Origin of the sequence: Kitasatospora sp. NPDC028055 (assembly GCF_040637885.1) — a bacterium.
Lineage (GTDB): Bacteria > Actinomycetota > Actinomycetes > Streptomycetales > Streptomycetaceae > Kitasatospora.
Genome location: NZ_JBEZXE010000039.1, coordinates 1 through 24,759, shown reverse-complemented (window position 1 = coordinate 24,759; position 24,759 = coordinate 1). Strand labels below are relative to the sequence as shown.

General features: G+C 73.3%; 32 protein-coding genes and 1 pseudogene. 16 read left to right on the top strand and 17 right to left on the bottom strand.

Annotation, left to right across the window (positions count from 1 at the left end; translation table 11 throughout):
- Positions 1-3 precede the first annotated feature (3 nt).
- From AB0F71_RS30060 to AB0F71_RS30035, 6 genes are all read right to left on the bottom strand, one after another.
- A complete protein-coding gene (locus AB0F71_RS30060) occupies positions 4-918 on the bottom strand; it encodes a glycoside hydrolase family 6 protein (RefSeq protein WP_360240737.1) in 915 nt (304 codons plus the stop codon).
- 352 nt (positions 919-1,270) lie between these two features.
- On the bottom strand, positions 1,271-1,999 hold the full coding sequence (locus AB0F71_RS30055; protein ID WP_360240734.1) for a uracil-DNA glycosylase: 729 nt from the start codon (positions 1,997-1,999) through the stop codon (positions 1,271-1,273).
- A gap of 78 nt (positions 2,000-2,077) precedes the next feature.
- Positions 2,078-3,361 (bottom strand): low temperature requirement protein A, encoded by a 1,284-nt coding sequence (locus AB0F71_RS30050; protein WP_360240731.1) that lies wholly within the window; start codon positions 3,359-3,361, stop codon positions 2,078-2,080.
- 82 nt (positions 3,362-3,443) lie between these two features.
- The gene (locus AB0F71_RS30045) at positions 3,444-4,223 is read right to left on the bottom strand and encodes an HAD-IIA family hydrolase (RefSeq protein ID WP_360240728.1); all 780 of its coding nucleotides are present in this window, start codon (positions 4,221-4,223) and stop codon (positions 3,444-3,446) included.
- 248 nt (positions 4,224-4,471) lie between these two features.
- Entirely contained in the window at positions 4,472-6,046 is a 1,575-nt protein-coding gene (locus tag AB0F71_RS30040) for a carboxylesterase family protein (protein ID WP_360240725.1), read from the bottom strand.
- Between the two features lie 38 nt (positions 6,047-6,084).
- The gene (locus AB0F71_RS30035) at positions 6,085-6,699 is read right to left on the bottom strand and encodes a TetR family transcriptional regulator C-terminal domain-containing protein (protein WP_360240722.1); all 615 of its coding nucleotides are present in this window, start codon (positions 6,697-6,699) and stop codon (positions 6,085-6,087) included.
- A 61-nt stretch (positions 6,700-6,760) separates the two neighbouring features.
- On the opposite strand from AB0F71_RS30035, the gene AB0F71_RS30030 reads away from it, so the two are divergent.
- The 3 genes from AB0F71_RS30030 to AB0F71_RS30020 are packed head-to-tail and all read left to right on the top strand — an operon-like array spanning position 6,761 to position 8,847.
- Complete coding sequence (locus AB0F71_RS30030; RefSeq protein ID WP_360240719.1) at positions 6,761-7,573, top strand: DUF998 domain-containing protein; 813 nt, start codon at positions 6,761-6,763, stop codon at positions 7,571-7,573.
- 13 nt (positions 7,574-7,586) lie between these two features.
- The gene (locus tag AB0F71_RS30025; protein WP_360240716.1) at positions 7,587-8,663 is read left to right on the top strand and encodes a Gfo/Idh/MocA family oxidoreductase; all 1,077 of its coding nucleotides are present in this window, start codon (positions 7,587-7,589) and stop codon (positions 8,661-8,663) included.
- Between the two features lie 55 nt (positions 8,664-8,718).
- On the top strand, positions 8,719-8,847 hold the full coding sequence (locus AB0F71_RS30020; protein WP_360240713.1) for a hypothetical protein: 129 nt from the start codon (positions 8,719-8,721) through the stop codon (positions 8,845-8,847).
- On the opposite strand, the gene AB0F71_RS30015 is transcribed toward AB0F71_RS30020, so the two are convergent.
- Positions 8,834-9,256, bottom strand: coding sequence for a type II toxin-antitoxin system VapC family toxin (locus tag AB0F71_RS30015; protein WP_360240710.1), 423 nt, complete (start codon positions 9,254-9,256; stop codon positions 8,834-8,836). The genes AB0F71_RS30020 and AB0F71_RS30015 overlap by 14 nt on opposite strands.
- On the bottom strand, positions 9,249-9,533 hold the full coding sequence (locus tag AB0F71_RS30010) for a type II toxin-antitoxin system prevent-host-death family antitoxin (RefSeq protein WP_360240707.1): 285 nt from the start codon (positions 9,531-9,533) through the stop codon (positions 9,249-9,251). The genes AB0F71_RS30015 and AB0F71_RS30010 overlap by 8 nt, the downstream gene beginning before the upstream one ends.
- Positions 9,534-9,750: 217 nt before the next feature.
- Between AB0F71_RS30010 and AB0F71_RS30005 the strand changes: the two genes are divergently transcribed.
- The 3 genes from AB0F71_RS30005 to yidC all read left to right on the top strand — a co-directional run bounded on the left by AB0F71_RS30005 (position 9,751) and on the right by yidC (position 11,470).
- Complete coding sequence (locus AB0F71_RS30005; protein WP_360240704.1) at positions 9,751-10,281, top strand: hypothetical protein; 531 nt, start codon at positions 9,751-9,753, stop codon at positions 10,279-10,281.
- A gap of 91 nt (positions 10,282-10,372) precedes the next feature.
- Entirely contained in the window at positions 10,373-10,666 is a 294-nt protein-coding gene (locus tag AB0F71_RS30000) for a DUF6412 domain-containing protein (RefSeq protein ID WP_360240701.1), read from the top strand.
- Between the two features lie 111 nt (positions 10,667-10,777).
- On the top strand, positions 10,778-11,470 hold the full coding sequence (gene yidC, locus AB0F71_RS29995) for a membrane protein insertase YidC (protein ID WP_360240698.1): 693 nt from the start codon (positions 10,778-10,780) through the stop codon (positions 11,468-11,470).
- A 76-nt stretch (positions 11,471-11,546) separates the two neighbouring features.
- On the opposite strand, the gene AB0F71_RS29990 is transcribed toward yidC, so the two are convergent.
- Positions 11,547-12,236 carry an HAD family hydrolase gene (locus AB0F71_RS29990; RefSeq protein ID WP_360240695.1) on the bottom strand — a complete coding sequence of 230 codons (690 nt, stop codon included), beginning with the start codon at positions 12,234-12,236 and terminating at the stop codon, positions 11,547-11,549.
- A gap of 28 nt (positions 12,237-12,264) precedes the next feature.
- Positions 12,265-12,882, bottom strand: coding sequence for an NUDIX domain-containing protein (locus AB0F71_RS29985; RefSeq protein WP_360240692.1), 618 nt, complete (start codon positions 12,880-12,882; stop codon positions 12,265-12,267).
- A gap of 299 nt (positions 12,883-13,181) precedes the next feature.
- Between AB0F71_RS29985 and AB0F71_RS29980 the strand changes: the two genes are divergently transcribed.
- The 3 genes from AB0F71_RS29980 (at position 13,182) to AB0F71_RS29970 (ending at position 15,359) form a co-directional block, all read left to right on the top strand.
- Complete coding sequence (locus AB0F71_RS29980; RefSeq protein ID WP_360240689.1) at positions 13,182-13,949, top strand: CDP-alcohol phosphatidyltransferase family protein; 768 nt, start codon at positions 13,182-13,184, stop codon at positions 13,947-13,949.
- A 133-nt stretch (positions 13,950-14,082) separates the two neighbouring features.
- Complete coding sequence (locus AB0F71_RS29975) at positions 14,083-14,640, top strand: hypothetical protein (RefSeq protein WP_360240686.1); 558 nt, start codon at positions 14,083-14,085, stop codon at positions 14,638-14,640.
- Positions 14,641-14,930: 290 nt separating this feature from the next.
- Positions 14,931-15,359, top strand: a complete 429-nt coding sequence (locus AB0F71_RS29970; protein WP_360240683.1) for a DUF6210 family protein — start codon at positions 14,931-14,933, stop codon at positions 15,357-15,359.
- A 55-nt stretch (positions 15,360-15,414) separates the two neighbouring features.
- On the opposite strand, the gene AB0F71_RS29965 is transcribed toward AB0F71_RS29970, so the two are convergent.
- Positions 15,415-15,786 carry a metalloregulator ArsR/SmtB family transcription factor gene (locus tag AB0F71_RS29965; protein ID WP_360240680.1) on the bottom strand — a complete coding sequence of 124 codons (372 nt, stop codon included), beginning with the start codon at positions 15,784-15,786 and terminating at the stop codon, positions 15,415-15,417.
- A gap of 110 nt (positions 15,787-15,896) precedes the next feature.
- Between AB0F71_RS29965 and AB0F71_RS29960 the strand changes: the two genes are divergently transcribed.
- Complete coding sequence (locus AB0F71_RS29960; RefSeq protein WP_360240676.1) at positions 15,897-16,886, top strand: zinc-binding dehydrogenase; 990 nt, start codon at positions 15,897-15,899, stop codon at positions 16,884-16,886.
- A 22-nt stretch (positions 16,887-16,908) separates the two neighbouring features.
- Here AB0F71_RS29960 and AB0F71_RS29955 read toward each other — a convergent pair whose 3' ends face one another.
- Positions 16,909-17,700, bottom strand: a complete 792-nt coding sequence (locus AB0F71_RS29955) for an MBL fold metallo-hydrolase (RefSeq protein ID WP_360240673.1) — start codon at positions 17,698-17,700, stop codon at positions 16,909-16,911.
- A 94-nt stretch (positions 17,701-17,794) separates the two neighbouring features.
- On the opposite strand from AB0F71_RS29955, the gene AB0F71_RS29950 reads away from it, so the two are divergent.
- A complete protein-coding gene (locus tag AB0F71_RS29950) occupies positions 17,795-18,109 on the top strand; it encodes a hypothetical protein (RefSeq protein WP_360240851.1) in 315 nt (104 codons plus the stop codon).
- 29 nt (positions 18,110-18,138) lie between these two features.
- Positions 18,139-18,975, top strand: a complete 837-nt coding sequence (locus AB0F71_RS29945; RefSeq protein WP_360240670.1) for an NmrA family NAD(P)-binding protein — start codon at positions 18,139-18,141, stop codon at positions 18,973-18,975.
- A gap of 56 nt (positions 18,976-19,031) precedes the next feature.
- On the opposite strand, the gene AB0F71_RS29940 is transcribed toward AB0F71_RS29945, so the two are convergent.
- A complete protein-coding gene (locus AB0F71_RS29940) occupies positions 19,032-19,586 on the bottom strand; it encodes a GNAT family N-acetyltransferase (protein ID WP_360240667.1) in 555 nt (184 codons plus the stop codon).
- A gap of 183 nt (positions 19,587-19,769) precedes the next feature.
- Between AB0F71_RS29940 and AB0F71_RS29935 the strand changes: the two genes are divergently transcribed.
- A complete protein-coding gene (locus AB0F71_RS29935; RefSeq protein WP_360240664.1) occupies positions 19,770-20,213 on the top strand; it encodes an SUKH-3 domain-containing protein in 444 nt (147 codons plus the stop codon).
- A gap of 23 nt (positions 20,214-20,236) precedes the next feature.
- Here the strand turns inward: AB0F71_RS29935 and AB0F71_RS29930 are convergent.
- The 3 genes and pseudogenes from AB0F71_RS29930 to AB0F71_RS29920 form a co-directional block, all read right to left on the bottom strand.
- Positions 20,237-20,455, bottom strand: a pseudogene (locus AB0F71_RS29930) (IS110 family transposase); the annotation flags it as partial.
- A 169-nt stretch (positions 20,456-20,624) separates the two neighbouring features.
- Positions 20,625-20,837, bottom strand: a complete 213-nt coding sequence (locus tag AB0F71_RS29925) for a DUF4287 domain-containing protein (RefSeq protein WP_360240661.1) — start codon at positions 20,835-20,837, stop codon at positions 20,625-20,627.
- Positions 20,838-20,919: 82 nt separating this feature from the next.
- Positions 20,920-21,639: a DUF998 domain-containing protein gene (locus AB0F71_RS29920; RefSeq protein ID WP_360240658.1), complete on the bottom strand. Its 720-nt coding sequence runs from the start codon at positions 21,637-21,639 to the stop codon at positions 20,920-20,922.
- 147 nt (positions 21,640-21,786) lie between these two features.
- On the opposite strand from AB0F71_RS29920, the gene AB0F71_RS29915 reads away from it, so the two are divergent.
- The 3 genes from AB0F71_RS29915 to AB0F71_RS29905 all read left to right on the top strand — a co-directional run bounded on the left by AB0F71_RS29915 (position 21,787) and on the right by AB0F71_RS29905 (position 24,186).
- Complete coding sequence (locus AB0F71_RS29915) at positions 21,787-22,410, top strand: TetR/AcrR family transcriptional regulator (RefSeq protein ID WP_360240655.1); 624 nt, start codon at positions 21,787-21,789, stop codon at positions 22,408-22,410.
- A gap of 107 nt (positions 22,411-22,517) precedes the next feature.
- Positions 22,518-23,450: an alpha/beta hydrolase gene (locus AB0F71_RS29910; RefSeq protein WP_360240652.1), complete on the top strand. Its 933-nt coding sequence runs from the start codon at positions 22,518-22,520 to the stop codon at positions 23,448-23,450.
- A gap of 16 nt (positions 23,451-23,466) precedes the next feature.
- On the top strand, positions 23,467-24,186 hold the full coding sequence (locus AB0F71_RS29905) for a YafY family protein (RefSeq protein ID WP_360240649.1): 720 nt from the start codon (positions 23,467-23,469) through the stop codon (positions 24,184-24,186).
- A 200-nt stretch (positions 24,187-24,386) separates the two neighbouring features.
- Here AB0F71_RS29905 and AB0F71_RS29900 read toward each other — a convergent pair whose 3' ends face one another.
- On the bottom strand, positions 24,387-24,662 hold the full coding sequence (locus tag AB0F71_RS29900; RefSeq protein ID WP_360240646.1) for a hypothetical protein: 276 nt from the start codon (positions 24,660-24,662) through the stop codon (positions 24,387-24,389).
- Positions 24,663-24,759 lie beyond the last annotated feature (97 nt).

Genomic DNA, 24,759 nt, shown 5'->3' with positions numbered 1-24,759 from the left:
CGCTCAGCGCGCCGCCTGCGCCAGCCCGAGCGCGTACGGCAGCCAGAACTCGCCCGCCCGGGGCTCGCCGCGGCCGCACTCGCCGTCCGACTCCCCCGGGTTCTTGATCCACAGGTAGGCGTCGACCCCGGGCCGCCCCGTCTCGGTGGTCGGCGCCTCGCCGAGTGCCCGGCCGGGCGGGTTGCACCAGGATTCGGCACCCGCCGAGCCGTTGCCGCTGCGGCTGGTGTCGATGACGAAGTGCTTGCCGCCCAGGGCGGCGGAGAGCCGGTTGCCGTAGTCCACGTTCCGGTCGGTCGGATAGAAGTTGGCGACGTTCACGGCGAAGCCGTCCGCCGCCGCGATGCCGGACTTGCGCAGCGCCGCGGCCATCTCGTCCGGGTCCTGCGCCCAGCCCGGGTTGCCCGCGTCCAGGTAGACCCGGACGTTCGGGCGCTTCTTCAACTCCTGGACGGCGAAGGCCAGCAGGCCGTACCGCTCGGCGGCCAGGTCCCCCTTGATCCCGCAGGTGTCCAGGGTGTGGGCGACGGCGTCCGGCTCCAGCACCACCCAGGCCCTGCGGTCGCCGAGGGCCCCGGCGACGCCGGTGATCCAGGAGCGGTAGGCGGCGGCGTCGGCGGCGCCGCCGGCCGAGTACTGGCCGCAGTCCCGGTGCGGGATGTCGTACGCGACGAAGACGGCCGTCCGGCCGGCCTCGGTGGCCCGGCGGCTCACCTGGTCGGCGATCTCCCGGGCGCCCTGTTCGCCGAGCCACTGGGAGGAGGGCTGGGCGGCGATCCGCAGCAGGGTGTCGGCCTCGGCCGCACGGCCCTGGCCGCGCAGCACGGCGAGCTGCTGGGCCGCGTTGGTGCGGTCGGAGACGTAGAAGGCCTGCCCGGGAAGCTGGTTGAGGCCAGCGGCGCCGCCCGCCGGAGCCACGGCGGAGGTTCCGGCCCCGCCGGGAGCCCCGGAGCCGCCGGGGGATCCGCTCACCCCGCCGCGCTCAGCGCCCCCGCCACCACCACCGCACCCGGCGACCGCCGGCAACGCCAGCAGTGCCAGACCCGCCGTCAGCCCGACCCACCGGCTGGTTCCTGCCCGCCCCACCCCGCGCACGTACCGCCCCTCCGCACCGACTCCCGCCCCCGTCGGACCGGTCCGGCGACCGGTCGGCACCAGCTAAGCACACCCGGCCCCGGCCGACGGCCGCCACCGGTGAACGGCAAGTGGCCGTGGGCGGACGGGAATCCGAACCCCGTCCAGCCACGGCCACGTGCGGCACGACTGCGCGTCAGCCCTGCTTGAGGTCCGGCACCCGCCAGTCGATCGGCTCGCCGCCGAAGGCGTCCAGCGCCGCGTTGATCTGCGAGAACGGGCGGCTGCCGAAGAACAGCTTGGCGGAGAGCGGCGACGGGTGCGCGCCCTGGACCACCACGTGCTTCTCGGTGTCGATCAGCGGCAGCTTCTTCTTGGCGTAGTTGCCCCACAGCACGAAGACCACCGGCTCCTCGCGATCGCTCACCGCCTTGATCACCGCGTCGGTGAACTTCTCCCAGCCCTTCGCCTTGTGCGAGTTGGCCTCGTGGGCGCGGACCGTGAGCACCGCGTTCAGCAGCAGCACGCCCTGCTCGGCCCAGTGCATCAGGTAGCCGTTGTCGGGGGCCGGGATGCCGAGGTCGGCGTCCAGCTCCTTGAAGATGTTGCGCAGCGAGGGCGGCGTCTTCGTCCCGGGCAGCACCGAGAAGCTCATGCCGTGGGCCTGGCCGTTGTCGTGGTACGGGTCCTGGCCGAGGACCAGCACCCGGACCTTCTCGTACGGAGTGGCCTGCAGCGCGGCGAACTCCTGGCCGCTCGGCGGGAACACCTCGTGCTCCGCGCGCTGGGCCGCCACGAAGGCCGCCAGCTCCGCGAAGTACGGCTTCTCCGTCTCGGCGCCGAGCACCGCGCGCCAGGACTCGGGCAGCTCCAGCCCGCCGCCCTGGCCGGCCTCGACCACGCCCGCCTCGACCGTGTCCGTCACGACATCTACCTCCCACACCGCGGCTGCTGCGCCGCCCGCCCTCTTACACCCCGAACGCTACACAGCCCCACCGACAACTCACTCCACGGGCGCCGGAGCCGCAGCCGTCGCAGTGGCCGACGCCGGAGCCGAATCCGGAGCCGAATCCGCCGGAGCCGGGGCCGGAGCCGGAGCCGCAGCACCGACCGCCCTGGCCGCCCGCACCACCCGCACGTGCTCCACCCCGTTGAGCGCCACCAGCAGCACGGCCAGCACCACCAGCACCACCAGGGCCGGCAGCCGCACCATCGCGGGCAGCAGCCCCAGCGCCACCGCCGCCGCCGCGATCCGGGTGGTCGAGACCAGCCGGAACATCATCCAGCGGGTGTACCCGAAGGTCAGCAGGTACAGCCCGCAGCCGCCGTAGAGCAGCCCCACCGGTCCGGCGCCGAGCGCCTGCCACGGGTCCGCGACCGTCTCCGCGAAGCCGACCGCGACCCCGATCACCCCGGCCGCCAGCGCCAGGTGCCCGTACTGGAAGACCCGCCGGATCACGTCCCGCCGGGAGTCGGCGACCACCACGGCGTGCCGCATCGCGTCCGCCGCGAACACGAAGTACTGCCACCACAGCCCGGCCGAGATGGTGAACGCGGCTGCCACGGCGGCCAGTTCGGCCGCGTCCAGCCGGGCCGCGGCGGCCGAGCCGCCGATCCCGACGACCGACTCGCCGAGCGCCACCAGCAGGAACAGCGCGAACCGCTCCGGCATGTGCGACGGGTGGTAGGCCACCTTGGCGAGCCGCCGCCGGAACACCAGCGGCGCGGCCAGGTCGCAGAGCGCGGCCGCCGCCCAGAGCGCCAGCCGCGGCCCGTCCGGCAGCAGCCCGCCGACCACCAGCAGCGGTCCGCTGACCAGCACGCCCGCCCCGTACGGGCCGCGCCACACTCCCGGGACGCGCACCAGCAGGAGCAGCAGCACCACCCGGGCCAGCCAGTACCCGGCGCCGAGCAGCACGCCCCGGCCGCCGTACGCGCCGGGGACGGCGAGCGCCATGAACAGGCCGGCCAGTCCGACCAGCAGGATGCCCAGGCGGTCGCGCGGGTTGTCCACGTCACGGATGTTGGCCTGCACGGTGGTGCCGACCCAGCACCAGTACACCGGCACGAACACCACCAGGGCCCGGACCAGGCCGGTCAGGTCGTGCTGGTGGTGCAGCAGTCCGGAGACCTGGGTGATCGCGAAGACGAAGACCAGGTCGAAGTACAGCTCCGCCCAGGTGACCCGCTTCTCCGGCTCCTCCCCCGCCGCCGCCTCCCCGGCCGCTTCCCCGGCCGTTTCCCCCGCCGCGCCTTCGCCCGTCGCCGCTTCCCCCGCCGTGCTCATCCGCCCGGTCCTCCCCACGCGTACGGAACGAGCCCCGCCCCGGCGCTCGGCCGGGACGGGGCTCGCGACTGCACCGCAGAGGTTAGACCAGCTCGACCAGGTCCGCGATCGACTTGACCACCCGGGTCGGCCGGTACGGGAAGCGCTCCACGTCGGTGGCGGAGGTCAGGCCGGTGAGCACCAGGATGGTCTCCATGCCGGCCTCCATGCCCGCGACGATGTCGGTGTCCATCCGGTCGCCGATCATCACGGCGGTCTCCGAGTGGGCGCCGGCGGTGTTGAGCGCCTCGCGCATCATCAGCGGGTTGGGCTTGCCGACGAAGTACGGGTCCACCCCGGTGGCCTTGGTGATCAGGGCCGCGACCGAGCCGGTGGCCGGCAGCACGCCCTCGGTGGAGGGGCCGGTCTCGTCCGGGTTGGTGCAGATGAACCGGGCACCCGCGTTGATCAGGCGGATCGCCTTGGTGAGCGCCTCGAAGGAGTAGGTCCGGGTCTCGCCGAGCACGACGTAGTCCGGGTTGTTGTCGGTCAGCACGTACCCGGCCTGGTACAGCGCCGTGGTGAGGCCGGCCTCGCCGATCACGTACGCGGTGCCGTTCGGGCGCTGGCTCTTGAGGAACTTGGCGGTGGCCAGGGCCGAGGTCCAGATGCACTCCTCCGGCACCTCCAGGCCCATCCCGGCCAGCCGGGCACTGAGGTCGCGCGGGGTGTAGATGGAGTTGTTGGTGAGGACGAGGAAGGGCTTGCCGGACTCCCGCAGCCGGCGGAGGAACTCCTCCGCCCCGGGGATCGGCGTGCCCTCGTGGATGAGGACACCGTCCATGTCGGTCAGCCAGGACTCGATGGGCTTGCGGTCTGCCACGTAGGTGTCTCCCTCGGTCTTGCAACGGTTCTGAACGATCTCGCACATCGCTCCGGACCGGACACCCTCGGCCGGCCGGGCGCCACTGGCTGCCCCAACGCCGACCAGCGTAGCCGCGCCCACCGGCAACGGCCCAGCACACCTCCCGGCACCCGGCACTCGGCACTCGGCACCCGGCACGTGCGGATCGCCCCTACCGCCGGCTCCCCGACGGCAGCCCACTCGAAGCCGCACCAACCCCCGGAGGATCAGGCCGCCGTCCCATCGCCTCGATCCTCCTCCGGATCCGGTCCGTTGAGGACGCCCTCGTCGCCCCAGAAGCCGCAGTCGTGCTCGGCCCCGAGGTCGACCGGCCGGACGGCGTCGGGGCGCAGGGACATCACGTCGTCGCCGCGGAACCGGGCCCACGGGCGGCCGCTGGTCGCAAAGGCGGTCCAGGCGTGGATCATCCGGTCGGAGAGCCGCTGCTGGGCCGGCGTCAGCCGGGCCGGCCAGCCGGCGACGTCGAACAGGTACGGCAGCTCGGAGCCGTGGTACGCGCCGGGCGGCAGGCCGGGGGCGAAGCCGGGCTGCCCGGGGGCGTCGCGGTCGGCGAACTCGTAGGCGTACACCTCGGTGTGCCGGGCGAGCAGGCGGTCACCGGTGAGCGTCGGGCAGGACCAGATGCGGTCCGTGGCGAGTGCGGCCCAGGCGAGCGCGGGGGAAGGGTAGGCGTCGGCCGGGTACTCGTCGGCGACCTGGCCGGCCTGGTCACCGAAGCTGTCGGCGAGCAGGTGGTCGTACCGCTCCGCGGTGATCGGTTCGACGTAGCGGTTCTGCGCGGCGACCCAGCCCCGGTGCTCGTCGCGGTTGCCACCGCTGAGCACCGGCACCCGCTGGAACCGGCCCTCCCGCAGCGCGGCCGCCGGTTCGAGCGGGAGCAGCGAGGTGCCGTACGCGGGCCGGGTGAAGGCGGTGCCGTGCCGGTACAGGGCGGCCGTCGGCTGCTGCCGGAGGCAGTCCAGCGTGTGGCAGCCGACCGTGGCGGCGAGGGTCTGGCCGGCCGCCTCGACCGACGTGCGGTCGGCCCAGGGCGAACCGGCGGCCATGCCGGGGAAGAACAGGTTCCGCGGGTAGTCGATCAGGCAGGATCCGCTCTGGATCACGGCCTTGTCGAACAGTCCGGCGGCTGATGGCGAGGTCAGCTGGGAGCACACGCTCATGCCGCCCGCGGACTGTCCGGCCAGCGTCACGTTGCGCGGATCGCCGCCGAACGCGGCGATGTTCCGGCGTACCCAGCGCAGCGCGGCCTGCTGGTCGGCGAGCCCGAAGTCGCCCGAGTCCGCCAGGCCCGGGTAGCCGAAGGTGCCGAAGACGCCCAGCCGGTAGTTGACCGTGACCACGACCGCGTCGCCGCTCACCGCCATCCGGTGCGGGTCGTAGTCGCTGCCGGCGCCCGAGGTGAAGCCGCCTCCGTGCAGCCAGACGATCACCGGGCGGTGGTCGGCCCGGGCGGGCACGGTCACGTTGAGGTAGAGGCAGTCCTCGCTGCCGTCGGGCTGGTCGGGCCGGCCCTGCGGGCAGCGGTTGCCGGGTGCGGTGGCCGACCGGATCCCGGACCACGGCGCGACGGGCTGCGGATCGCGCCAGCGCAGCGCGCCGACCGGCGGTGCTGCGTACGGGATGCCCTGGTAGGTGCGGTAGCCGTCGTGCGCGCTGCCGAGCACCGTGCCGGCGTCGGTGGCAGCCACCGCGCCGGTGTCGGCGGCGGCGGCCGGTGCGGTCGGCAGGGCGGCGAGTGCCGCCAGCAGCGCAGCGGCCAGCAGCCTCGGGACGCGTGTCATCACAAGCTCCCCCCGTCGGGATTGTTGATACGTGTGTATCACACGGCAGGGGAGGTGCGGAACAGTTCGTCGAGGTGGTGGGTCAGGATCGCCAGCGCGGCCTCGCCGTCCCGCTGGCCGCCGAGCACGCTGGAGCCGAGCCCGTTGGTCATGGCCAGCAGCCCGGCGGCGGTCAGCTCCGGATCGCGCCCGGCCGGGACCTCGCCGAGCTGCTGGGCGGCCCGGATCTGCTTGGCCAGGAAGGATTCGAGCATGTCGGGGTACGTGGTGCCGTGCTGCTCGGCCAGCCGCGGCTCGCTCAGGACCAGCGTGTAGTACGCGGCGTAGGTGCGGGTGATCCGGCGGCTCTCGGCGTCCGTGGGCAGGATGCAGGACAGGATCGCGGTGACGATGCCGCGCGGGGTGGGCGGGCTGCCGGCCGCCGCGATCCACTTCTGCATCCGCACCTGGAGCTGCGCGCCCAGCCGGGCGAGGGCGTCCATCAGCAGCTCGTCCTTGGTGTGGAAGTAGTACTGCACCAGGCGCAGCGACACCCCTGCCTCGGCGGCCACGACCCGCATGCTGGCCGCCTGCAGGCCCTGGGTGTCGGCGATCCGCAACAGCGCCTCGGCGATCTGAGTACGCCGCTGCTCGTGGTCGACGCGGGTGGACACTTCTCGACTACCTCCGAAATCTGATACAACCGTATCACCGAGAACCAGAGGGGGGCGCCCGGTGACCAGGACGAGGAACGCGCTGATCTGGGGTGGCATCGCCGCCCAGCTGTTGTTCACCGTCTCATGGCTCGTCGGCGGGCTGGTCGAGGGCCGGGGCTACCGGGTGTCCGCGGACACCATCAGCGACCTGGGCGCGCTCACGGCGAGCCACCCCGGCTGGAAGCTGGCAGCGCAGGGCATCGCCGGACTGCTGACCATCGCGTTCGCGCTCTTCGCACTGCGCCCGGCACTCGCCGTCCCCGGCGGCCCCCGCCCGGTCGCGGCCTGGCTGGTGGCCGCCTCCCCGGTGGGGCTCGACAACGTCGCGGACGTCTTCTTCCGACTGGACTGCCGGGCCGCCGACCCCTGGTGCGCGCACCGCCTCACCGGCGACTCCTGGCAGGCGAGCGCGCACGTCGGGCTGGCCCTGGCCGGCTTCGTACTGCTAGTGATCACCCCGGCCGTGCTGGCCGCGCAGTTCCGGGCCCACCCGGCTTGGCGGGGCAGCGCGAACGCGGCGCTGGCCTACAGCCCGGTGATGTTCCTCGGCGTGCTGGTCTACGTCGGCCTGCACGGGCGCGACGGCGCCGGCTACGCCGAGCGCGCGCTCGCCCTGGCCGCCTCGACCGGAGTCGTCCTGCTGGCGCTGCGGGCGAGCAGGCTCACGGGCCAGGAGCTGGACAGGGGCGCCCCGCGGACGGGAAAGCCCCCGTACGCGACGGCCCCGGCGGACGCGACGGCCCCGGCGGACGCGACGGCCCCGAGCGGGGAACGGGAGGAGCCGGGAAACCGGGAGGCGCCGGGAAACCGGGAGCAAAGGGGCGCCTCGTGATTGAGTGGGCCGCATGAACCCGCTGACCGCCCCCCGCCCCCTCCGCGTCGGCCTGATCGGCTACGGCCTGGCCGGCTCCGCCTTCCACGCCCCGCTCATCGCCACCACGCCCGGGCTGCGGCTGGACGCCGTGGTCACCGCCAACCCGGAGCGCCGCGAGCAGCTGCGGCGCGAGCACCCGGAGGCCCGCGCCGTCGACACCCCCGAGCAGTTGCTCGCCGACCCGGACGCGCTGGACCTGGTGGTCGTCGCCTCGCCCAACCGCACCCACGCCCCGCTGGCCCGCGCCGCCCTGCGGGCCGGCCTGGCCACCGTGGTGGACAAGCCGCTGGCCGGCACCGCCGCCGAGGCGCTGGAGCTGTGCCGGCTGGCCGAGGAGCGGGGCGTCCTGCTGTCGGTGTTCCAGAACCGGCGCTGGGACGGCGACTTCCTCACCGCGAGCCGGCTGGTGCGCGGCGGCGCGCTCGGCCGGGTGCACCGCTTCGAGTCCCGGTTCGAGCGGTTCCGCCCCAAGCCCAAGGCGGGCTGGCGCGAGCTCGCCGACCCGGCCGAGGTCGGCGGCACCCTGTACGACCTGGGCAGTCACCTGGTCGACCAGGCGCTCACCCTGTTCGGGCCGGTCGAGACGGTGTACGCGGAGATCGACGTGCGGCGGGACGGCGCGGTGGTGGACGACGACGCCTTCGTCGCCCTGACCCATGCCTCCGGCACCCGCTCGCACCTGTGGACCAGCGCCATCACCCCGCTGACCGGTCCCCGGCTGCGGGTGCTCGGTGACACCGCCGGGTACGTCAAGCACGGCATGGACCCGCAGGAGGCCGAACTGCGGTCGGGCCGCCGCCCGGACGGCACCCACCCGTGGGGCGCCGACCTGCCCGAGCACTACGGCACCCTGGGCAGCGACGGGTCCACGATCCCGCTGCCCACCGACCCGGGCGACTACCCCGCCTTCTACGCCGGCATCGCCGCCGCCCTGGCCACCCCCGGCACCCCGCCCCCGGTCGACCCCCGCGACGCGGTGGCCACCCTCACCGTCCTGGAGGCCGCCCGCACCTCGGCGGCCACCGGCCGGACGGTCCGGCTGAGCTGACGGTCCGACCGACCGACCCCGCTTCACCTTTCCTCGACCGACTCTCCTACTCGCCGTGATCCCGTTCGCCGGGATCCCGTTCGCCGGGATCGTCGCGGCCGCGGTGGCGGCGATGAAGGCCGCGACCGTGCCGGCGGACGAGGTGGAGCGCAGCGGGGCCGACGCCGCCCTCACACCCCGATGACCTCCACGGCCGAGCCCAGCCCCCGGAAGTCCGCCACGTTGCGGGTGTACAGCGGCAGCCCGTGGGCGGAGGCGACCGCGGCGATCATCAGGTCGATCCGGCGCGGGCGCGGCTGCCGTCCGGCGGCGATGGTCAGGGTGACGAGGGTGCCGTAGCGGGCGGCGGCGGCCGCGTCGAAGGGCAGCGGGTCGAAGTCGGCCATCGCCGCGCCGAGCACCTCCAGCCGGGCCGCCCGGCTGATCGGGTCGCGGGCCATCGAGACGCCCTGCTGGAGTTCGGCGAAGGTGATCGCGGTCAGCTCCGGCACGGCGGGCAGGTCGCCGGGGTTGAGCAGCGCCAGGTCGATGTACACACAGGTGTCCAGCACCCCGGCGGGCCGCCGCCGGGACGCCCTCCGGCGCTCAGCCACGCCGCCGCTCGAACGGGTCGTCGCCCTCGTCCCCGACGAGCTCCTCGGGCCCGAAGTACTCCTCGGCCTCCTTGCGCATCTCCTGGTAGTCCACCCGCGGCAACTTCACGTGCCGCGCCACCAGCTCCTCCGCCGTGAGCCGCCGCCGCCCGGACACCGGCCGCAGCTCCGCGACCTCGACCCCGTTCCTGGTGATGTGGAAGGTCTCCCCCGCCTCCACCGCGTCCATCACCGCGGCGGAGTTGTTCCGGAACTCCCGCTGGGTAATCGTCCTCATGCCCTCCAAGGTAGCCCCGCGTAGCACCAACGGCTACACCCCGCGCGTTCGTGGATTCACGCCCCGCCGCCCCGGCCGATCGACTACGTTCGAACGCCGGAGTGGCGACGGCCCTCCCGGAACGTCCGGCTCGATGACGCCGAGGGTGGTCCCGGCGGTGGCGCCGGATCCCGAGGGGGACGCCAGGGTGCGCGGGCGGGGCTGTGAGGCAGGAGCAGTGAGGCGACGGCGATGGCGGACCCTGCTGTTGGGGGTCGTGCTGCCACTGGTGCTCACCGCGGGCGCCGTGGGAGGCCTGTACTGGTTGCGGGAGTGGGATCGACATCCGGCGGCGGACAGCGGGCGGCCCGGGTCGTGGGTGACGGTGGGCTCCGAGGAGGTCGCGGCGTTCGCGCGGGTGCGGGTGCCCGGGTCGGCGGGCGAGCTGCGGTGGGCGTACCGGAAGGGGCTCCAGGACGACGTGGCGTTCCTCTCGTTCCGGCTGCCGCCTGGCGGGGAGCAGGGGTTCCTGAACGGACTGGGGATCCCGCTGACGCCGGACGCCGGCACGGACCTCGGGAGCGGTGTGCTGGAGGGGTTCCGTCAGGCCGGGGCGCCGGACCCGAGGGCAGCGGGGGCGTTGCGCCACGGTTCCGTCGTCGCCGACGCGCTGCCCGGCCACAACAAGCGCCTCGCCGAGTCGGCGTGGCTGGCGGAGGAGGCGGACGGGGGGACACGGGTGTGGGTGCACGCGATGGACGCTCCGTGAGAAATTCCCCTTTACACCGGGAACCCGGGGGGTCGTAGGATCGTCGTGCTGAACGTCCGGAGCCGGGAAGACATCGAGAGGGGGGCCTGCCGTGGGTGTTGTCGCGATGTTGCTGGGCCTGCTCCGGGTGTTGACCGGGCAGTTGGTGACCGAGGGCGGCGGGCTTGCGTCCGTCGCCGCCGTGGCGGCGATGGTCCTGGTGGCCGGGGCGGTCGCGGGGGCTCTCGCCGGGGCGCGGTTGCTGGGGGCACGGGCCCCGGCCGCGGTGCGCAGCGGGGTGCTGCGGCGCCGCGCGTTCCGTACGGCGTTCCTTCCGCAGCGTGATCCGGACGCCCGGGGCAGGCGACGCCCCAGGGCGCCGGGAGCGGCCCTGGCGGCCGCGTAGTCCCGCAGTTCTCCCGTACGGTGCCCGCGCTCTCGCGGCTGCCCGTACCTTCTTCGCGGCCGTCCTCCGCCGATCACTCATGTCCTGAGACCCCGGAGGGCTCGCTTCACCATGTTCGTTCTGTCTGTTCTCGACCCGGCCGTCACCGTCGCCCACGCCGTGGTCGCCACGCTCGCCCACGCCCTGCCGGCCGCGCTGGCGATCGTCCTGTTCGTGCTCGCCGTGCGGCTCTGCCTGCACCCGCTGGCGCGGGCGGCGGCGCGTGGGGAGAAGGCCCGCTCGAAGCTGGCGCCGAAGATCGCCGCGTTGAACGCGAAGCACAAGAAGAACCCGGAGAAGGCGCGCGAGGCGCTCGCGGAGCTGTACCGGAAGGAGCAGGTCTCGCCGTTCGCGGGCTGCCTGCCGATGCTGGTGCAGATCCCGTTCTTCTCGGTGATGTACCGGCTCTTCACCACCCCGAACGACCTGCTGGACCACACCCTGTTCGGGGTGCCGCTGGGCCTGCACGTCGGGAACGCGCACGGCGCCGGGCAGTTCGCGGTGTTCGGCCTGCTGTACGCCGGGCTGGCAGCGGTCGGGTACGTCAACTACCGCCGGGCCCGGCGCGCGACGGCCGCGCAGACCACCCCGCAGCCGGGGGCGGGGCTGCTGCCGTACCTGTCCTTCGTGTCGGTGGTGTTCGCGATGCTGGTGCCGGTGGCCGCCGCGCTCTACCTGCTCACCACCAGCGTGTGGTCGGCCTCCGAGCGGGCCTGGCTGTACCGGGGCACCGGCCAGGTCCCGGCGACGGCGCTCGCGGTCTGACCGGGAGGACCTCCGCAGGACCGGCCGGGCCGGCGGTTCGGCCCCGCGGCTCGGCCCCGCGGCTCGGCCCCGCGGCTCAGAAGTGGCGCAGCAGCTCCGGGAAGGCCGCGAGCTGCAGCGTCGCCTCGTCCGGGCCGAGGTCCTCGTGCTCCAGCACCCAGGTGTGCTCGTGCGGGATGAAGACGGTGCGCAGGCCGGCCCGGCGGGCGGGGGCGATGTCGGACTTGGGCGAGTTGCCGATCATCCAGGTGCGGTCCGGGTCGAGGCCGAGTTCGGCGGTGAGCTGCCGGTAGGTGTCGACGGACTTCTCGGCCACGATGTGGATCCCGCCGAAGTGGTGGTCGATGGTGGAGGCCGTCACCTTGGCCTGCTGCTCCTCCTGGTCGCCCTTGGTGAGCAGGAGCAGCCGGTGGCGGCCGGCCAGGGCGGCGAGGGTGTCGGCGACGCCGGCGATCAGTTCGACCTCGCCGCGCCGGGTGAGCGGGGTGAGCAGCTCGTCGATCCGGGCGAGCTCGGCCGCGGTGGGGGTGCGGTCGTCGTTCAGCTGCCGCAGGCAGTCGGCGAGGCTCTGCCGGAAGACAGTGGCGCCGTAGCCGAGGGCGGCCGCGTTGGCGGCCTCGATCCGGTCGAGCAGGGCGCGGGCGCCGTCGCGGGATTCCGGGGCGGCGGCCCAGTCCAGGAAGCCGTCGATGACCCGCTCGAAGAGGACGTTGTTCTCCCAGAGGGTGTCGTCGGCGTCGAAGATGAGGATCTGGTCGGTGTGCATGAGGGTCCTTGGGTGAGGGTGGTCCGGTTCAGCCGAGCAGGCGGGCGGCGCGGTCGAGGGTCTCGCGGAAGTTCTCCTCGGTGGTCCGCTGCCGGGCCTCCTCGATGCTCAGCCACTCCAGCGGGGAGGCCGGGTTCTCCGGGCGGGCGTCGTCCGGGCTGTCGGTGGCGAGCAGGAAGCGCAGGTCGGCGTGCTCGTGGGCGGGCTCGACGGGCGAGGCAGGGACGGGCACCACGGCGAGGTGGACGAGGGCGGCGTCGGGCCAGGGGGTGAGGTCGGTCAGGCCGGTCTCCTCCAGGCCCTCGCGCAGGGCGATGTCCAGCGGGAGGGTCTCCCCCGGGTCGCCGTGGCCGCCGACCTGCAGCCAGGCCTGCTGGCGGACGTGCCAGCGCAGCAGCACCCGGCGGGTGGGCGGGTGGACGATCAGCGCGGAGGCGGTGAAGTGCAGCGGGGTGCCGCGGTCCCAGACGGAGGCGGCGTCTGTGGCGTCTGCGGCCTCTGCGGCGTCTGCGGCTTCGACCAGGGCGGTCGCCCTGGCATGGTCGGCGGTCTCGACCGGGCCCTGCGGCCGGTGGCCGGCCAGGAGCCGGGCCAGGTCGGGGCTCTGCGGGGCGGGGCTCTGCGGGGCGGTGTCCGTGGTCACCATGGTGCTGGACTCTCCTCGTTCCGCCCCGGGGCGCCTCCGCCCCGCCCCGCGCCGGAGCGTCGCGCCCCGGGCCGCGGCACGCCGGGCGGCGTCGCGCGGCACGGCGTCAACGGGCTTGCGGGGGTGGGCGATCGGGCCCGGGGGCTCCGGTTCCGGTGAACCCGGGAAGCCTAGCCCGGGGGTGCTCGGGCGGCCCACCGGTTTTCCCGGCCGCCGGGGGCCGTACCGGCTGGTCGGGCGCCCCCTCGGGAGGCCGTAGCCTGTGGTGATCGTTTCGGGACAGGTGGAGGGATGTCGTCATGGTGGCTGCTCCGGCGCTCGCCGAGCTGCGCGAGGTGTGCCAGCCGCAGGCCAAGCTGCAGAGCCGCAACGGTGAGCACTGGGCGGGCCGGCTCTACATGCGGGCGGTCTCGCTGCGGACCACCCGTCAGCTGGTGCGCACCTCGGTCTCGCCGAACACCCTGACCTGGGTGATGGTGGTGTGCGGGGTCGGCGGCGGCGCGGCCCTGCTGATCCCGGGCCTGACCGGCGCGGTGCTCGCGGCGGTGCTGTTCCAGCTGTTCCTGCTGTTCGACTGCGTGGACGGCGAAGTGGCGCGCTGGAAGCGCCAGTTCAGCATGGCCGGGGTGTACGTGGACCGGCTGGGCGCCTACCTCGCGGACGCCGCGCTGATGGTCGGCGCGGGCGTGCGGGCGGCGCGCGGCGGCTCGGAGCTGTGGGTGTCGGCGGGCCTGGCGGCCGCGCTGGGCGTGGTCCTGCTCAAGGCCTCGACGGACCTGGTGGACGTGGCCCGGGCGCGCAGCGGGCAGGCGCCGGCGGACGAGGAGTCCACCCAGCCGCGTTCCCAGGGCATCGCGACGGCCCGCCGGCTTGCCTCGATCTTCAAGATCCACCGGGTGACCAACGGCATCGAGGCCTCACTGGTGCTGCTGGCGGCCGCCGTCGTGGACGCCGGACTGCACAACCTGGACGCCACCCGGTGGACGCTCGCCGGGATCACGGTGATCACCTGGGGGATGGTGGTGGCGCACCTGGCGTCGATCCTGTCGTCGTCGCGGCTGCGCTGAGGGCGCGCTCGTCGCGGCTGCGGCGGGGCTGAGACGGGGCTGAGACGCTCCTCCCCCGGCCGGGGGAGGAGCGCGTCGCAAGCCCGCCGCCGGGCGGACGCGGCGTCACCGGCCCGCACCGGAGGGTGGAGCCATGACGACGCCGCAGCCGACCACCGCCATCACCCGCTCCCCCGCCGCTGAGGCCGTGCCCGCCCCGCCGCGCTGGGCCGTCCGGGCCGCCCACCTGGCCGCGGTGACCGCCCTGCCCGCCGGGCTGTGGCGGCTCGGCCTGGTCCTGGGCCTGCACGGCGGCTACACCGACGCGGGCTACCACGCGGTGGGCTTCACCGGCTGGGACGCGGTCTGGCCGCTCACCCTGAGCGTGCTCACCGAGGCGCTGGCCCTGCTCACCCTGGGCCTGGTCCGGCCGTGGGGTACGGTGCCGCCGCGCTGGATCCCGCTCCTCGGCGGGCGGCCGGTGAACCCGCGCCGGGTCGTCCTGGCGGCCTCGCTGGGCGCAGCCGGGCTGACGGTGCTCTGGACGCCGTTCCTCTTCTGGTGGGGCGTGCAGCATCCGAACATGACCCCGCTGGGGCATCTGCTGGTCGGCTTCCTCTACCTGCCCGCGGTCGCCTGGGGCCCGCTGCTGGCGGCGGTCACGGTCTCGTACCACCGCCGGCACCGCGCGGCCGCGCCGCGCAACCCCTGATTCTCCAGTGAGAGTCCTCGTTGCGCAGGAAGTCGGCCGGGCCGACTTCCTGCGCAACGGGCGGAGATCAGCGGCGGGCGCCGACTACGGCTGCAGGGTGATCGAGTTGATCGGCGTCATGTCCTTGTCGATGTACTGGCCGGCGGGCAGGTAACCCTGGCAGCCCACGCCGTCAAGCGACACTGCACGGGAAGTCGGCCCGAAGGCGATGGACCGAGCCCTGTCTCGTAATTGATCTTGCAGGGCCAAAGTCGTTGAGCTCGTGGCGGGCAGCCCGGAAGACTGGCGCCATGAGCTCTCGACGCTTCGTCTTCCTCGATCCTGACGGCATGAGTGCCGGCGGCTGGCTGTATGTGGTGGTCGAGGCGAAGACCGGGGTCTTCTACCAGCAGCAGTACGGCGGAACGGCTTGTCGGCAGGGGCAGGTCGAAGGCTTTCTGGTGCCGTTGTTCGGCCCTGATGAGCTGGACGCGTTGCGCGAGCTGTTCGAGAAGCACTTCCGTGGTGCCGGCACCTGGAACTACGGGTGGCCGGATGCCGAGCGGGACAGGCTCCGGGAGGTCATCGGCGCCCTCCGCTACTGGGCATGCGATGGGACTACCGAGGAGCCGCACGCTCTGCGCCTGGACGAGAGCCGGATCCGTGAGGCCGATGAGGCGTGGGTACCGGTGATCACGCCGGACGGCCCGGCAACGCTGGTGTGGTTCAACTCCGACTGAACTCCGGGATGGTCGCCCTGATGCTGCGGCGCCGCAGGGGGTCGCGGATCCCGACCTAGCCGTGCCAGGCCGGTTCGGCGCCGAGCTCCGCTCCGTGCTCGTTGCGTGCGAGCGCGGCCAGGACGGTGTCGAGCAGGCCGGGGAAGCGCCGTTCGAGGTCGACCGTCCGCAGCGCGGAGAACCGGCGGTTGCCCTCCTCGCGCTGGTTGATCACGCCGGATTCGCGCAGCACCTTGAAGTGGTGGCTGAGCGTGGAGGGCGCGACGTCCACCGGGAAGGTGCCGCAGGCCCGTTCGGGCTCGGCGCGCAGAATCCGGACGATGGTCATCCGGGTGGGGTCGGAGAGCGCGTGCAGGACGTCGTACAGGTCGATCTCCTCGACCGCGGGGTGGGCGAGCGCCGGCCGGCGGCGGGTGCTGCGGGGCATCTTCCTACCTCCTCTGATCTGCGATGTTCGACAAACGACGAAACTGGGTGGTACCACTGTGTCTCGGCAATTTCGCCGTTCGTCGAACATCGTAGTCGAGGGGGACCGACATGCGCGCACTGGTGATGACCGCACCCGGCGGAGCCGAGAACTCCGAGATCCAGCAGATCGAGGCACCGCGCCCCGGCCCCGGCCAGGTCGCGATCGACGTCGCCTGGGCCGGGCTGAACTTCGTGGACGTGATGACCCGCCGCGGGGACGGTGGCTACACCGCCGAGTGGCCGCACCTGCCGGGCAAGGAGGTCGCCGGTACGGTCCGCGCGCTCGGTGAGGGCGTCACCGGACTCGCCGTCGGCGACCGGGTCGCGGCCGCGCCCGTCGGCGGCGGACTCGCCGAGGTGGTGCTCGCCGACGCCGTCCTCACCGTCCCCGTCCCGGACGGGCTGGCGCTCAGCGCGGCCGCCGCCGCCCCGCTCGGCCTCGCCACCGCCGTCCTGCTGCTCACCGACGCGGGCCGGCTCACCGCCGGGGACAACGTCCTGGTCCACTCGGCCGGCGGCGGCATCGGCAGCGCCGTCGCCCAGCTCGTCCCGCTGCTCGGCGGCGGGGGCGTCCTGATCGGCACCGTCGGCCGCCCGGAGAAGGCCGCGGCCGCCGTCGAACTCGGCTACCACCACGCCTTCGCCCGCGACGAGAAGCTCGCCGACGCCGTCCGCGCCGCCACCGACGGCCGGGGCGTCGACCTCGTGCTCGACCCGCTCGGCACCGCCGCCCTGGACCTCGACCTCGCCGTCACCGCGCCCGGCGGCCGGATCGTCCTGTTCGGCAACGCGGGCGGCGGCGAACTCGACGCACTGCCCCCGCTCGGCCGGCTGATGGGCGGCAACCTCTCCGTCACCGGGTTCAGCCACCGCGGCTACGCCGTCACCGCACCCGAACGCCTCGCCCGGGCCATCCGGACCACCCTCGACCTCCAGGCGCACCGCGGACTCACCGTGCCGCTCACCGAGCTCCCGGGCCTGGAGGCCGTACCGGCCGCCCACGACGCGATGCAGGAGGGGCGGGCCACCGGCAAGTACGTGGTGCGGGTGGGCGGTTGACACTTCGCGACGGCCGGGCCCGTCAGACCGTGAGGACCGCTCCCGGGTCGGCGTGCCCGACCGGGCCGGCGAACCGGGACGCGGCGCGGGCCACCGCCTCCGCCGGGGTCAGCGCCCGGCCCACGTGGGTGACCACCAGCCGACCGGCCCGGGCCGCGGCGGCGGTGGCGCCGGCCTGCTCGGCGGTGTGGTGCGCGGGGTCGTCGCCCTCCGCCTCGCACAGCAACAGGTCGCAGTCGGCGGCCAGTTCGGTGAGTGCGGCGCAGGGCGCGGTGTCGCCGGAGTAGACCAGCGAGCGGCCACCGGCCTCCGCCCGGAGCGCGAAGGCCGGCATGCCGTGTTCCACCGCCCGGCTGGTCAGCGTCAGTGGCAGCGCGCCGGAGCCCACCACGACCCGGTGCCCGTCGGACAACTCGGTGACGGCGAAGGCGGATTCGACCGGGCTGCGGCGCGCCGAGTTGGTCAGGAAGTCCGCCAGCCGGTCGGCGATGCCGGGCGGGCCGTAGAGCGGGATCGGCGCGGCGAGCCGCACGTCCGCGTACAACGCGCCGTAGTAGGCGGTGAGCAGGTCGGCGCAGTGGTCGGCGTGCAGGTGCGAGATCCAGATCGCGTCCAGCCCGTCCAGCCGGACGTACCGCTGCAACGGACCGAGGGTCCCGGTGCCCGCGTCCACCCACACCCGGGCTCCCCCGGCAGTCACCAGGTAGCCGGAACACGGGTTGTCCGCGCTCGGGTAGGGGGTGGCGCTCCCCAGGACGGTGAGTCGCAGGGCGCTGTCGGGGCCGGGGCCGGGAGCTGATGAGGATTCGACCATCGGCCGAGCCTAGCTCCGCCCGGGAGGTCGGCCGGTCCGACGGTGCGATGATCGGTCCGCAGATATGCGTCCAGGTCGAGGAGTGGTGTCGGAGATGTTCGCCGGGGGAACCGCGCGGCTGCTGGTCAGGAACGACGGCGATACGCCGCTGGAGCTGACCGTGGAGCCGTGGGCCGACGCCTACCAGCTCGGGCCGGGGCAGACCCGGGTCGTCATCACCCACTCGCCCGCAGCGGACGGTTCGTGGCCCGGGACCGTGCGCGGTGATCAGCCCTTCCAGGTCGACCACCGCCGGGATTCGGTCACGGTGTGGGCCTTCGGCCACTGCTTCCACCTCGGCGACACGGCGGACCAGGAGCTCGACGCGGCCGACTGGCAGTGCCCCGCCCGGGCCGCGCGAGGGGAATAGGCCGGTCCGGTCGCGCAGTTGGGCCCGGCATGACCAAGGTTCTGGTGATCGGCGCGAACGGCAGTGTGGGCAGGCACGTGGTGGCCTCGCTGGTCGAAGGCGGGCACGAGGTACGGGCGCTGGTGCGGGACGCGGCCGCGTCCTCGCTGCCGGCCGGGGTGGCGGCCTTCGAAGGGGATCTTGCGGCGCCGGAGAGCCTGACGGCAGCCCTGGACGGCGGGGTGGACGGCGTCTACCTGATGTGGCCCGGGATCCCGGTGCAGCCACGGGTGGTCGAGCTGATCGCCGAGCACGCCGAGCGCGTCGTCTACCTCTCGACGGACGTGCCGGACCTCGCGGACGACGAACCGGCCGTGGTCTTCCACCAGGAGATCGAGCGGCTGATCCGCCGCTCCGGCACGGCCTGGACCTTCGTCCGGGCGATCGACTTCGCGGGCAACGCGCTCGGCTGGGCCGACCAGGTCCGCACGGGCGTGGTCCGCTGGCCGTACGGGCGGGCGCGCCGCTCGCTGGTCCACGAGCGCGACATCGCGGACGTGGCCGTCCGGGCGCTCACCGAGGACGGGCACGACGGCGGCAAGTACGTGGTCACCGGGCCCGAGTCGCTCGCCCACGCCGAGCTGGTGCGGATCATCGGCGAGGAGCTGGGCACCGAGGTCCGCTGGGAGGAACTGGCGCCGGAGACGGCCCGCGAGCAGCTGACGGCGGCCTGGGGCAACGCGGCCTTCGTGGAGTCCCGGCTGCGGGCCTGGGAGTCGTTCACCCGTGAACCGGAACGGGTGACGGACACGGTCGAGCAGGTGCTCGGCCGCCCGGCCCGCAGCTTCCGCTCCTGGGTCCGGGACCACGCGGAGGACTTCCGCTGACGGGCGGCGGGCGGCAGGCGGCGGGCGCCGGACGGCTTACGGCCGTCGGGCGGGGCTCAGCCCCGCTCGACCGCGAGCTCGATCTCCCGGTGCGTCTCGTCACCCGGCACCGGCACGGAGACGCCGGAGCGCCGGAAGCCGGCCCGCAGGTACATCGCCTCGGCACGGGCGTTGTCCTCGTGGACGAACAGCCGGACCCGCTGGACCTTGGGCTCGGTGAGCGCCCAGGAGCACTCCTGGGCGGCCCGGATCAGCTCGTGCGCCAGGCCGGTGCCGCGCGCCTCGGGGCGGACGTAGACCCCGACGACGTGGGTCTGCGGCACGGTGACGACGTCGCCGCCGAGGGCACCCTCCCCGCCGGGCTGCTCGAGCAGCACGGTCATGGTGCCGAGCCAGCGGCCGTCCGCGGCCTCCGCGACAAGCTGGTGCACCGCGTCGCCCTCGGCGGCTCCGGCGGTGCGCTCCTGCCAGAACTCGTCCGGCTTGGCAGCGGCGCTCTCGTAGGTGTCCAGGAAGGCGATGCCCGCGACCGGGTCCTGCAACGCGGCGAGCCGGATCTCCTTGACCCGCTCCCACTCCTCGACCCGTACCCGTCTGATCACTGTGCTCATCGCATGATCGTCAGCGCTACGGGAGCCCCCGCGCAACCCCCTTCCTGCGGCGGCAGCGCCCTGAGCCGCTACTGACACCGACCGCAGACACCTCACGGCGCCAAGCCGTCAGGTCGATCTCGTGCAGTGCTCGAATCGAGGGTCCATTGCGACTGCGCCCTGGTGACGCCAGGATGTGCCGACATGAGCGATCTCGCCCCCGTCACCCAGGCAACCTTGCGCTCGGTGGGCTGGTTCTCCGGTCGCCGTGTGGACACCGACGTGTGGCGCGTGAGCTTCGCGGAGACCGGCCTGGTGATGCACCAAGCTGCGAAGGAGTTCCTGGCAGAGTTCGGTGGGTTGCAGGTCGGGTGGCTTGGCGCCGGAATCACCCGCGCTCGTGAGGCATTCGACCTGGACCCCATGAACGTCTGGAACAGTGAGGAAGACCGCTTCGCGGCCTGGAGCGAAGCCAGAGGAGTCAAGATCTTCCCTGTCGGTGAGCTCGACCACGGCCATGCCCTTCTTGGCATCGACGAACAAGGCGAGCTCTACACGGTCCAGCCCTTTGGCCTGGCCACCTTCGGACGGCTGCCCACAGGCATGGACGGCCTCGTCCTCGGAGCCATGCCGCACAGGGTTGCCTGACCTCGGCACCGACCACCAGACGGTCAGGCCGCGACGGGCAGTGCGGTGGGGAAGGCTGTCTGTTCGTCGAACAGACAGCGGGCCTTGAGGCAGTCGTAGAGCTGGCCAAGCATGCGGTTGAACAGGTCGCGCTGGGCAGCGGCGTGCCAGCCACCGTGGTCGTCGCGGCGGCGCCGGTAGTGAGCCTTGGCGCCGGGCGAGGCGGTGATCGCGGAGAACGCCAAGAGGCAGCCGGCGGTGAGGCTTTCCAGCCAGGTACCCCGATGGCGTCTGCCCGGCACCCACAGGGCCGCCGCCAGTTCAAGCCGCTAACAACGGATTAGGGGCCCCGGCGACGGGGCGGGCGGAGGAGGTAGGTGCGGATTGCGAGGATCACGAGGCTTCCCCCAGGTGGTGGCGGGTGGCGGCCGGTCAGCCGGCCTTGTGCTCGGCGAGGGTGTGGGCGACGAGCGCGTTGGCGTGGCCGTGGCCGAGGCCGTGCTCAGTCTTGAGCCAGGCGACGAGTTCCATGTACTTGGTGAGCGGCGAGCTGCGGATCAGGCCCTGCCACTCCTCGACCGGGCGGCCGTACTTCTTCTCGATCGCCGGAAAGTAGCTGGCGGGGCCCTTGACGGGAGTGGTCATCGCGCGGGTGTCCTGTTCTCTACTCGGCCGGTGTGCGGCTGTTCTGAGGTGACGTGAGGAAGTTGACGTTACGGAGCCGACGTTAGCGGTCGGCACTGACAACGGCCCCGACCCGCAGGATCGCTGCCGCGAGGGCGAGGAGGCCGAGGCCGGCGCCGAGGGTGAAGGCGAGGACGGTGGCGCCGGAGCCCGCGAAGCCGGCCAGCACGCCGACCGGGACGATGCGGTAGGCCACGGCCCAGCCGCGCTCCCCGCGCGCGGCGAAGTGCCGGGCCAGGGCGAGGAAGGCGAGGCAGAGCGCCAGGTAGCCGAGGGTGCCGCTGAGCAGGTGGACGGTGCCGTGGCCGCTCAGTTCACCGCGGCCGTCCGGCGTTCCGGCCGGGAAGCCCGCGCCAGGGTCGGCTTTGAAGACGCCGGCCAGGAGGAAGGAGACGCCGAACGCGGCGACCAGCCTGGGCGTCCAGGTGCCGCCAGGGGTGCCGCCGATGGTGCGGCGGAGACCGACCGCGCCGGCGGCCAGCAGCACGCCGGTGAGCAGGAAGCTCGCGACCTGGATCCAGCCGAGGTCGCCGAGGCCGAGCTGGCTGATGGCGTTGCGGGAGAAGTCGAAGCCCTGACGGATGAGGCCCTGGGCCACTCCGAGGCCGAGGAACAGCGGGCCGGCCAGCGCGCCGCCGGCCAGCAGGGCGCGCCGGCCGGTGAACGTGGTGGCAGACGTGGAAGCGGTGGAAGCGGTGGAAGCGGTGGAAGCGGTGGAAGCGGTGGAAGCGGTGGAAGCGGTGTCGATCGCCTGCTGAGCCATGGAAGTCCCCTCAAGGACGTAAGGCCGCCAGAACTGGACTGTCCAGTACTGCGGAACTGGACGGTACGGTACTGGAGCAGGAACTGGACTGTCCAGTACTGTTTCGCCCAGGACGAGGAACCAAGAAGTAGGAGGAGGGAGACGGGAATGGAAGCGAACGAGCCCGGCACCCGGTCGGCCCGCAAACACCAGGCGATCATGGAAGCCGCGACCACGGTCTTCATGGCGAAGGGCTACGCGGGCACGAGCATGGACGACATCGCCAAGCTCGCGGCCGTGTCCAAGCAGACGGTGTACAAGCACTTCGCCGACAAGGAGAAGCTGTTCGCCGAGATCGTGCTCGCCACGACCGACCGGATCGAGGCGATGATCGACCTCGTGTCCGACATTCCGGCCGACCCGGCCACACTGGAGGAGAACCTGGGCGCCCTCGCCCGGCAGTTCCTCACCACCCTGACCCGGCCACAGGTGCTCCAGCTGCGCCGGCTGATCATCGCCAACGCCGACAACTTCCCGGAACTGGGCGCCACTTGGTACGAGCAGGGCTTCGAGCGGGTGCTCGCGACCCTCGCCGAGACCTTCCAGCGACTGGCCGACCAGGGCGCGCTCAAGGTGGACGACGCACTGCTCGCGGCCAACCACTTCTCGGGACTGCTGCTCTGGATCCCGGTGAACAAGGCGATGTTCCACGGGAGCCCGCAGCACACGGACGCCGAGCTGGAGCGCTACGCCGAAGCCGGCGTACGGGCCTTCCTCGCCGCCTACCGCTGATCTCCCGGGGGCTGACGGCGCACGCAAGGAGGCTCCGGCCAACTGTGACGCAGTTCACCGGGAAAGGGTGACAGGGTGTTGTCGCGGACAGCGGCGACGGTCGACGCATGACGATCACAGACGAGGACTGCCTCGCCGAGACCCTGGCATTCAACGAACAGTTCGAGGCTGCTGCTGCAAGCCGCCCACCTCGCGGGCGGGCACCGGATGCAACCGTGCTGGCGCTCCTGCGGCGCAACCGGCTCGGAGGCGACACGCCACCGGTGAGCCTGCCGCAGGGCCAGGACCGCGTCGTCGCGGGCGGGGTGAAGGTCCGGGTGCTCGTGCCGGATCACGTCGAGGGCGTGTACCTGCACATCCATGGCGGTGGCTGGGCGTTCGGCTCTGCGGGCGGGCAGGACGAGCGGCTGTGGCGGCTTGCCGTGCAGGCGCGGCTGGCCGTGGTGAGCGTGGAGTACCGCCTGGCTCCGGAGCACCCGTTCCCCGCCGGCCCCGACGACTGCGAAGCGGCCGCGCGGTGGCTGGCGGACCACGCCGCGACCGAGTTCGGCACCGGGCGGCTGCTGATCGGTGGCGAGTCGGCCGGCGCCCACCTGAGCGTTCTGACCCTGCTGCGCCTTCGCGACCGGCACGGCATCACCGGCGCGTTCCGGGCGGCCCACCTGCTCTTCGGCCCGTACGACCTGTCGATGACACCGAGCCAGCGGTCGTTCGGCTCCAGGCAGTTGCTGAGCAACACCGACGCACTGCACGGCAGTTACGAGCTCTTCACGCCGGGCATGGAGGCGGAGCAGCGCCGCGACCCGGAGGTCTCGCCGCTCTTCGCCGACCTGGCCGGCCTGCCGCCCGCCCGGATCGTCGTCGGTACCGAGGATCCGCTGCTGGACGACTCGCTCTTCCTGGCGGAGCGGTGGCAGGCGGCCGGGGCGCCCGTGCAACTCGGCGTCGTCGCCGGCGCAATGCACGGCTTCACGCTGTTCCCGCTGACCATCACCGAGCGGGAACTGCAGCGGGAGCGGGACTTCCTGGCCAGCGCGTGACAGTAGCGTCAGCCTCATGAACCGCACTCCTCGGCTCTATGCACTGGTGGAAGAGTTGCGCGCGGCGGCGCCGCGGCCGTTGACGGTCGCGGTGCTGGCCGCGCGGTTCGAGATCAGCACGCGCACGGTGCAGCGTGACCTTCAGGCACTGATGGAGGCCGGTGTCCCGGTGCGCACCACACCTGGACGAGGCGGGGGCTGGTCGATCGACCCGGCGATGACTCTCCCCCCGATCCGTTTCACCGCCGACGAAGCCTCGGCGTTGGTTGCCGCGCTCGCCATGGCCGATGCCTCGGCCCCCTACGCCAGTGCGGCCCGCACGGCATCCCAGAAAATCGCGGCCTCGATGACCGGTCCAGCCTCGGTGGCGGCCCATGAACTCGCCGCACGGATTGTCACGCTGCCGGCTCGGACCGCGCAGCCGGTCCGAGCCGCAGTGGAACAGGCCCTCACCAACGGCTCGGTGCTGCAGCTGTCCTATCTCGACGCGGCAGGGCGGGAGAGCGACCGCGTGGTGGAGCCGGCCGGACTGCTCACAGCCGACGGCAGGTGGTACCTCATCGCCTGGTGCCGCAAACGGCAGGCCGGTCGAGGCTTCCGGCTGGACCGAATCACAGCGGCGGCTCCGACCGGTGAGCAGGCGCTGCCTCATGACCTGGCCGGCCTGCTGCTCGGCTCGGCCGCCGCCGGTGCGGTGCGGCCCACCGCGCTGGCTTCACTCACACCCCCACCATGAGGATCCGAAGGCACCAGGGCTGCACGGGCGGGGTGTGCACAGGAAGTCGACCGGGCCGACTTCCTGCGTACGGACGGACCGGAATCGGCTACTGGGGGCGGGCGCCGGTGAGCGGGGGTCGGACGTCGGTCGGTTGCGCCAGAAGCCGGTGGAGCGGGTTTCGCAGAGCGCGCCGAGGAGGGCCGCGAGGAGGTTGACGATCAGGAGTCCGAGCATCGGTGGTGACCGCCGTCGCGGCTGCGCTTGTACTCGCGGAGGAGCGCGAGGAGGTTGATCAGGGTGCTCGCCGGGACGTTGCCGAAGTTGACGAGCCGGCGGCCGGTCAGGTTGGTCTCACCCGGGTGGGCGGACGGCCAGAGGAGGCCGAACTCGCGCCCCTCGGTGCGGAGTTCGATGATCAGTTCGGTGAGCTGGCGGCCGGTGAGGTGGAGCAGGGCCGGGTCGGCGGGGTGGATCGGGTGGTGGGCGGCGCTCACGCGGCACCGTCCAGCGTGAGGTGGGCCGCCGGGCGAGGTGCCAGCCCGTGGGCTGGCCCTTTTCCCAGCGGCCTCCTCCCGAACCCGTCGTGCGACG

Bases quoted from the DNA above. Each gene is read 5' to 3' on its own strand.
- AB0F71_RS29915 (WP_360240655.1), top strand. From the start codon at position 21,787: ATGGAAGCGAACGAGCCCGGCACCCGGTCGGCCCGCAAACACCAGGCG.
- AB0F71_RS29960 (WP_360240676.1), top strand. From the start codon at position 15,897: ATGCGCGCACTGGTGATGACCGCACCCGGCGGAGCCGAGAACTCCGAG.
- AB0F71_RS29910 (WP_360240652.1), top strand. From the start codon at position 22,518: ATGACGATCACAGACGAGGACTGCCTCGCCGAGACCCTGGCATTCAAC.
- AB0F71_RS30040 (WP_360240725.1), bottom strand. From the start codon at position 6,046: ATGACACGCGTCCCGAGGCTGCTGGCCGCTGCGCTGCTGGCGGCACTC.
- AB0F71_RS29925 (WP_360240661.1), bottom strand. From the start codon at position 20,837: ATGACCACTCCCGTCAAGGGCCCCGCCAGCTACTTTCCGGCGATCGAG.
- AB0F71_RS29950 (WP_360240851.1), top strand. From the start codon at position 17,795: ATGTTCGCCGGGGGAACCGCGCGGCTGCTGGTCAGGAACGACGGCGAT.
- AB0F71_RS29920 (WP_360240658.1), bottom strand. From the start codon at position 21,639: ATGGCTCAGCAGGCGATCGACACCGCTTCCACCGCTTCCACCGCTTCC.
- AB0F71_RS29985 (WP_360240692.1), bottom strand. From the start codon at position 12,882: ATGGTGACCACGGACACCGCCCCGCAGAGCCCCGCCCCGCAGAGCCCC.
- yidC (WP_360240698.1), top strand. From the start codon at position 10,778: ATGTTCGTTCTGTCTGTTCTCGACCCGGCCGTCACCGTCGCCCACGCC.
- AB0F71_RS29990 (WP_360240695.1), bottom strand. From the start codon at position 12,236: ATGCACACCGACCAGATCCTCATCTTCGACGCCGACGACACCCTCTGG.
- AB0F71_RS29935 (WP_360240664.1), top strand. From the start codon at position 19,770: ATGAGCGATCTCGCCCCCGTCACCCAGGCAACCTTGCGCTCGGTGGGC.
- AB0F71_RS30010 (WP_360240707.1), bottom strand. From the start codon at position 9,533: ATGAGGACGATTACCCAGCGGGAGTTCCGGAACAACTCCGCCGCGGTG.
- AB0F71_RS29940 (WP_360240667.1), bottom strand. From the start codon at position 19,586: ATGAGCACAGTGATCAGACGGGTACGGGTCGAGGAGTGGGAGCGGGTC.
- AB0F71_RS30025 (WP_360240716.1), top strand. From the start codon at position 7,587: ATGAACCCGCTGACCGCCCCCCGCCCCCTCCGCGTCGGCCTGATCGGC.
- AB0F71_RS29955 (WP_360240673.1), bottom strand. From the start codon at position 17,700: ATGGTCGAATCCTCATCAGCTCCCGGCCCCGGCCCCGACAGCGCCCTG.
- AB0F71_RS30050 (WP_360240731.1), bottom strand. From the start codon at position 3,361: ATGAGCACGGCGGGGGAAGCGGCGACGGGCGAAGGCGCGGCGGGGGAA.
- AB0F71_RS29945 (WP_360240670.1), top strand. From the start codon at position 18,139: ATGACCAAGGTTCTGGTGATCGGCGCGAACGGCAGTGTGGGCAGGCAC.
- AB0F71_RS29970 (WP_360240683.1), top strand. From the start codon at position 14,931: ATGAGCTCTCGACGCTTCGTCTTCCTCGATCCTGACGGCATGAGTGCC.
- AB0F71_RS29975 (WP_360240686.1), top strand. From the start codon at position 14,083: ATGACGACGCCGCAGCCGACCACCGCCATCACCCGCTCCCCCGCCGCT.
- AB0F71_RS29965 (WP_360240680.1), bottom strand. From the start codon at position 15,786: ATGCCCCGCAGCACCCGCCGCCGGCCGGCGCTCGCCCACCCCGCGGTC.
- AB0F71_RS29905 (WP_360240649.1), top strand. From the start codon at position 23,467: ATGAACCGCACTCCTCGGCTCTATGCACTGGTGGAAGAGTTGCGCGCG.
- AB0F71_RS29980 (WP_360240689.1), top strand. From the start codon at position 13,182: ATGGTGGCTGCTCCGGCGCTCGCCGAGCTGCGCGAGGTGTGCCAGCCG.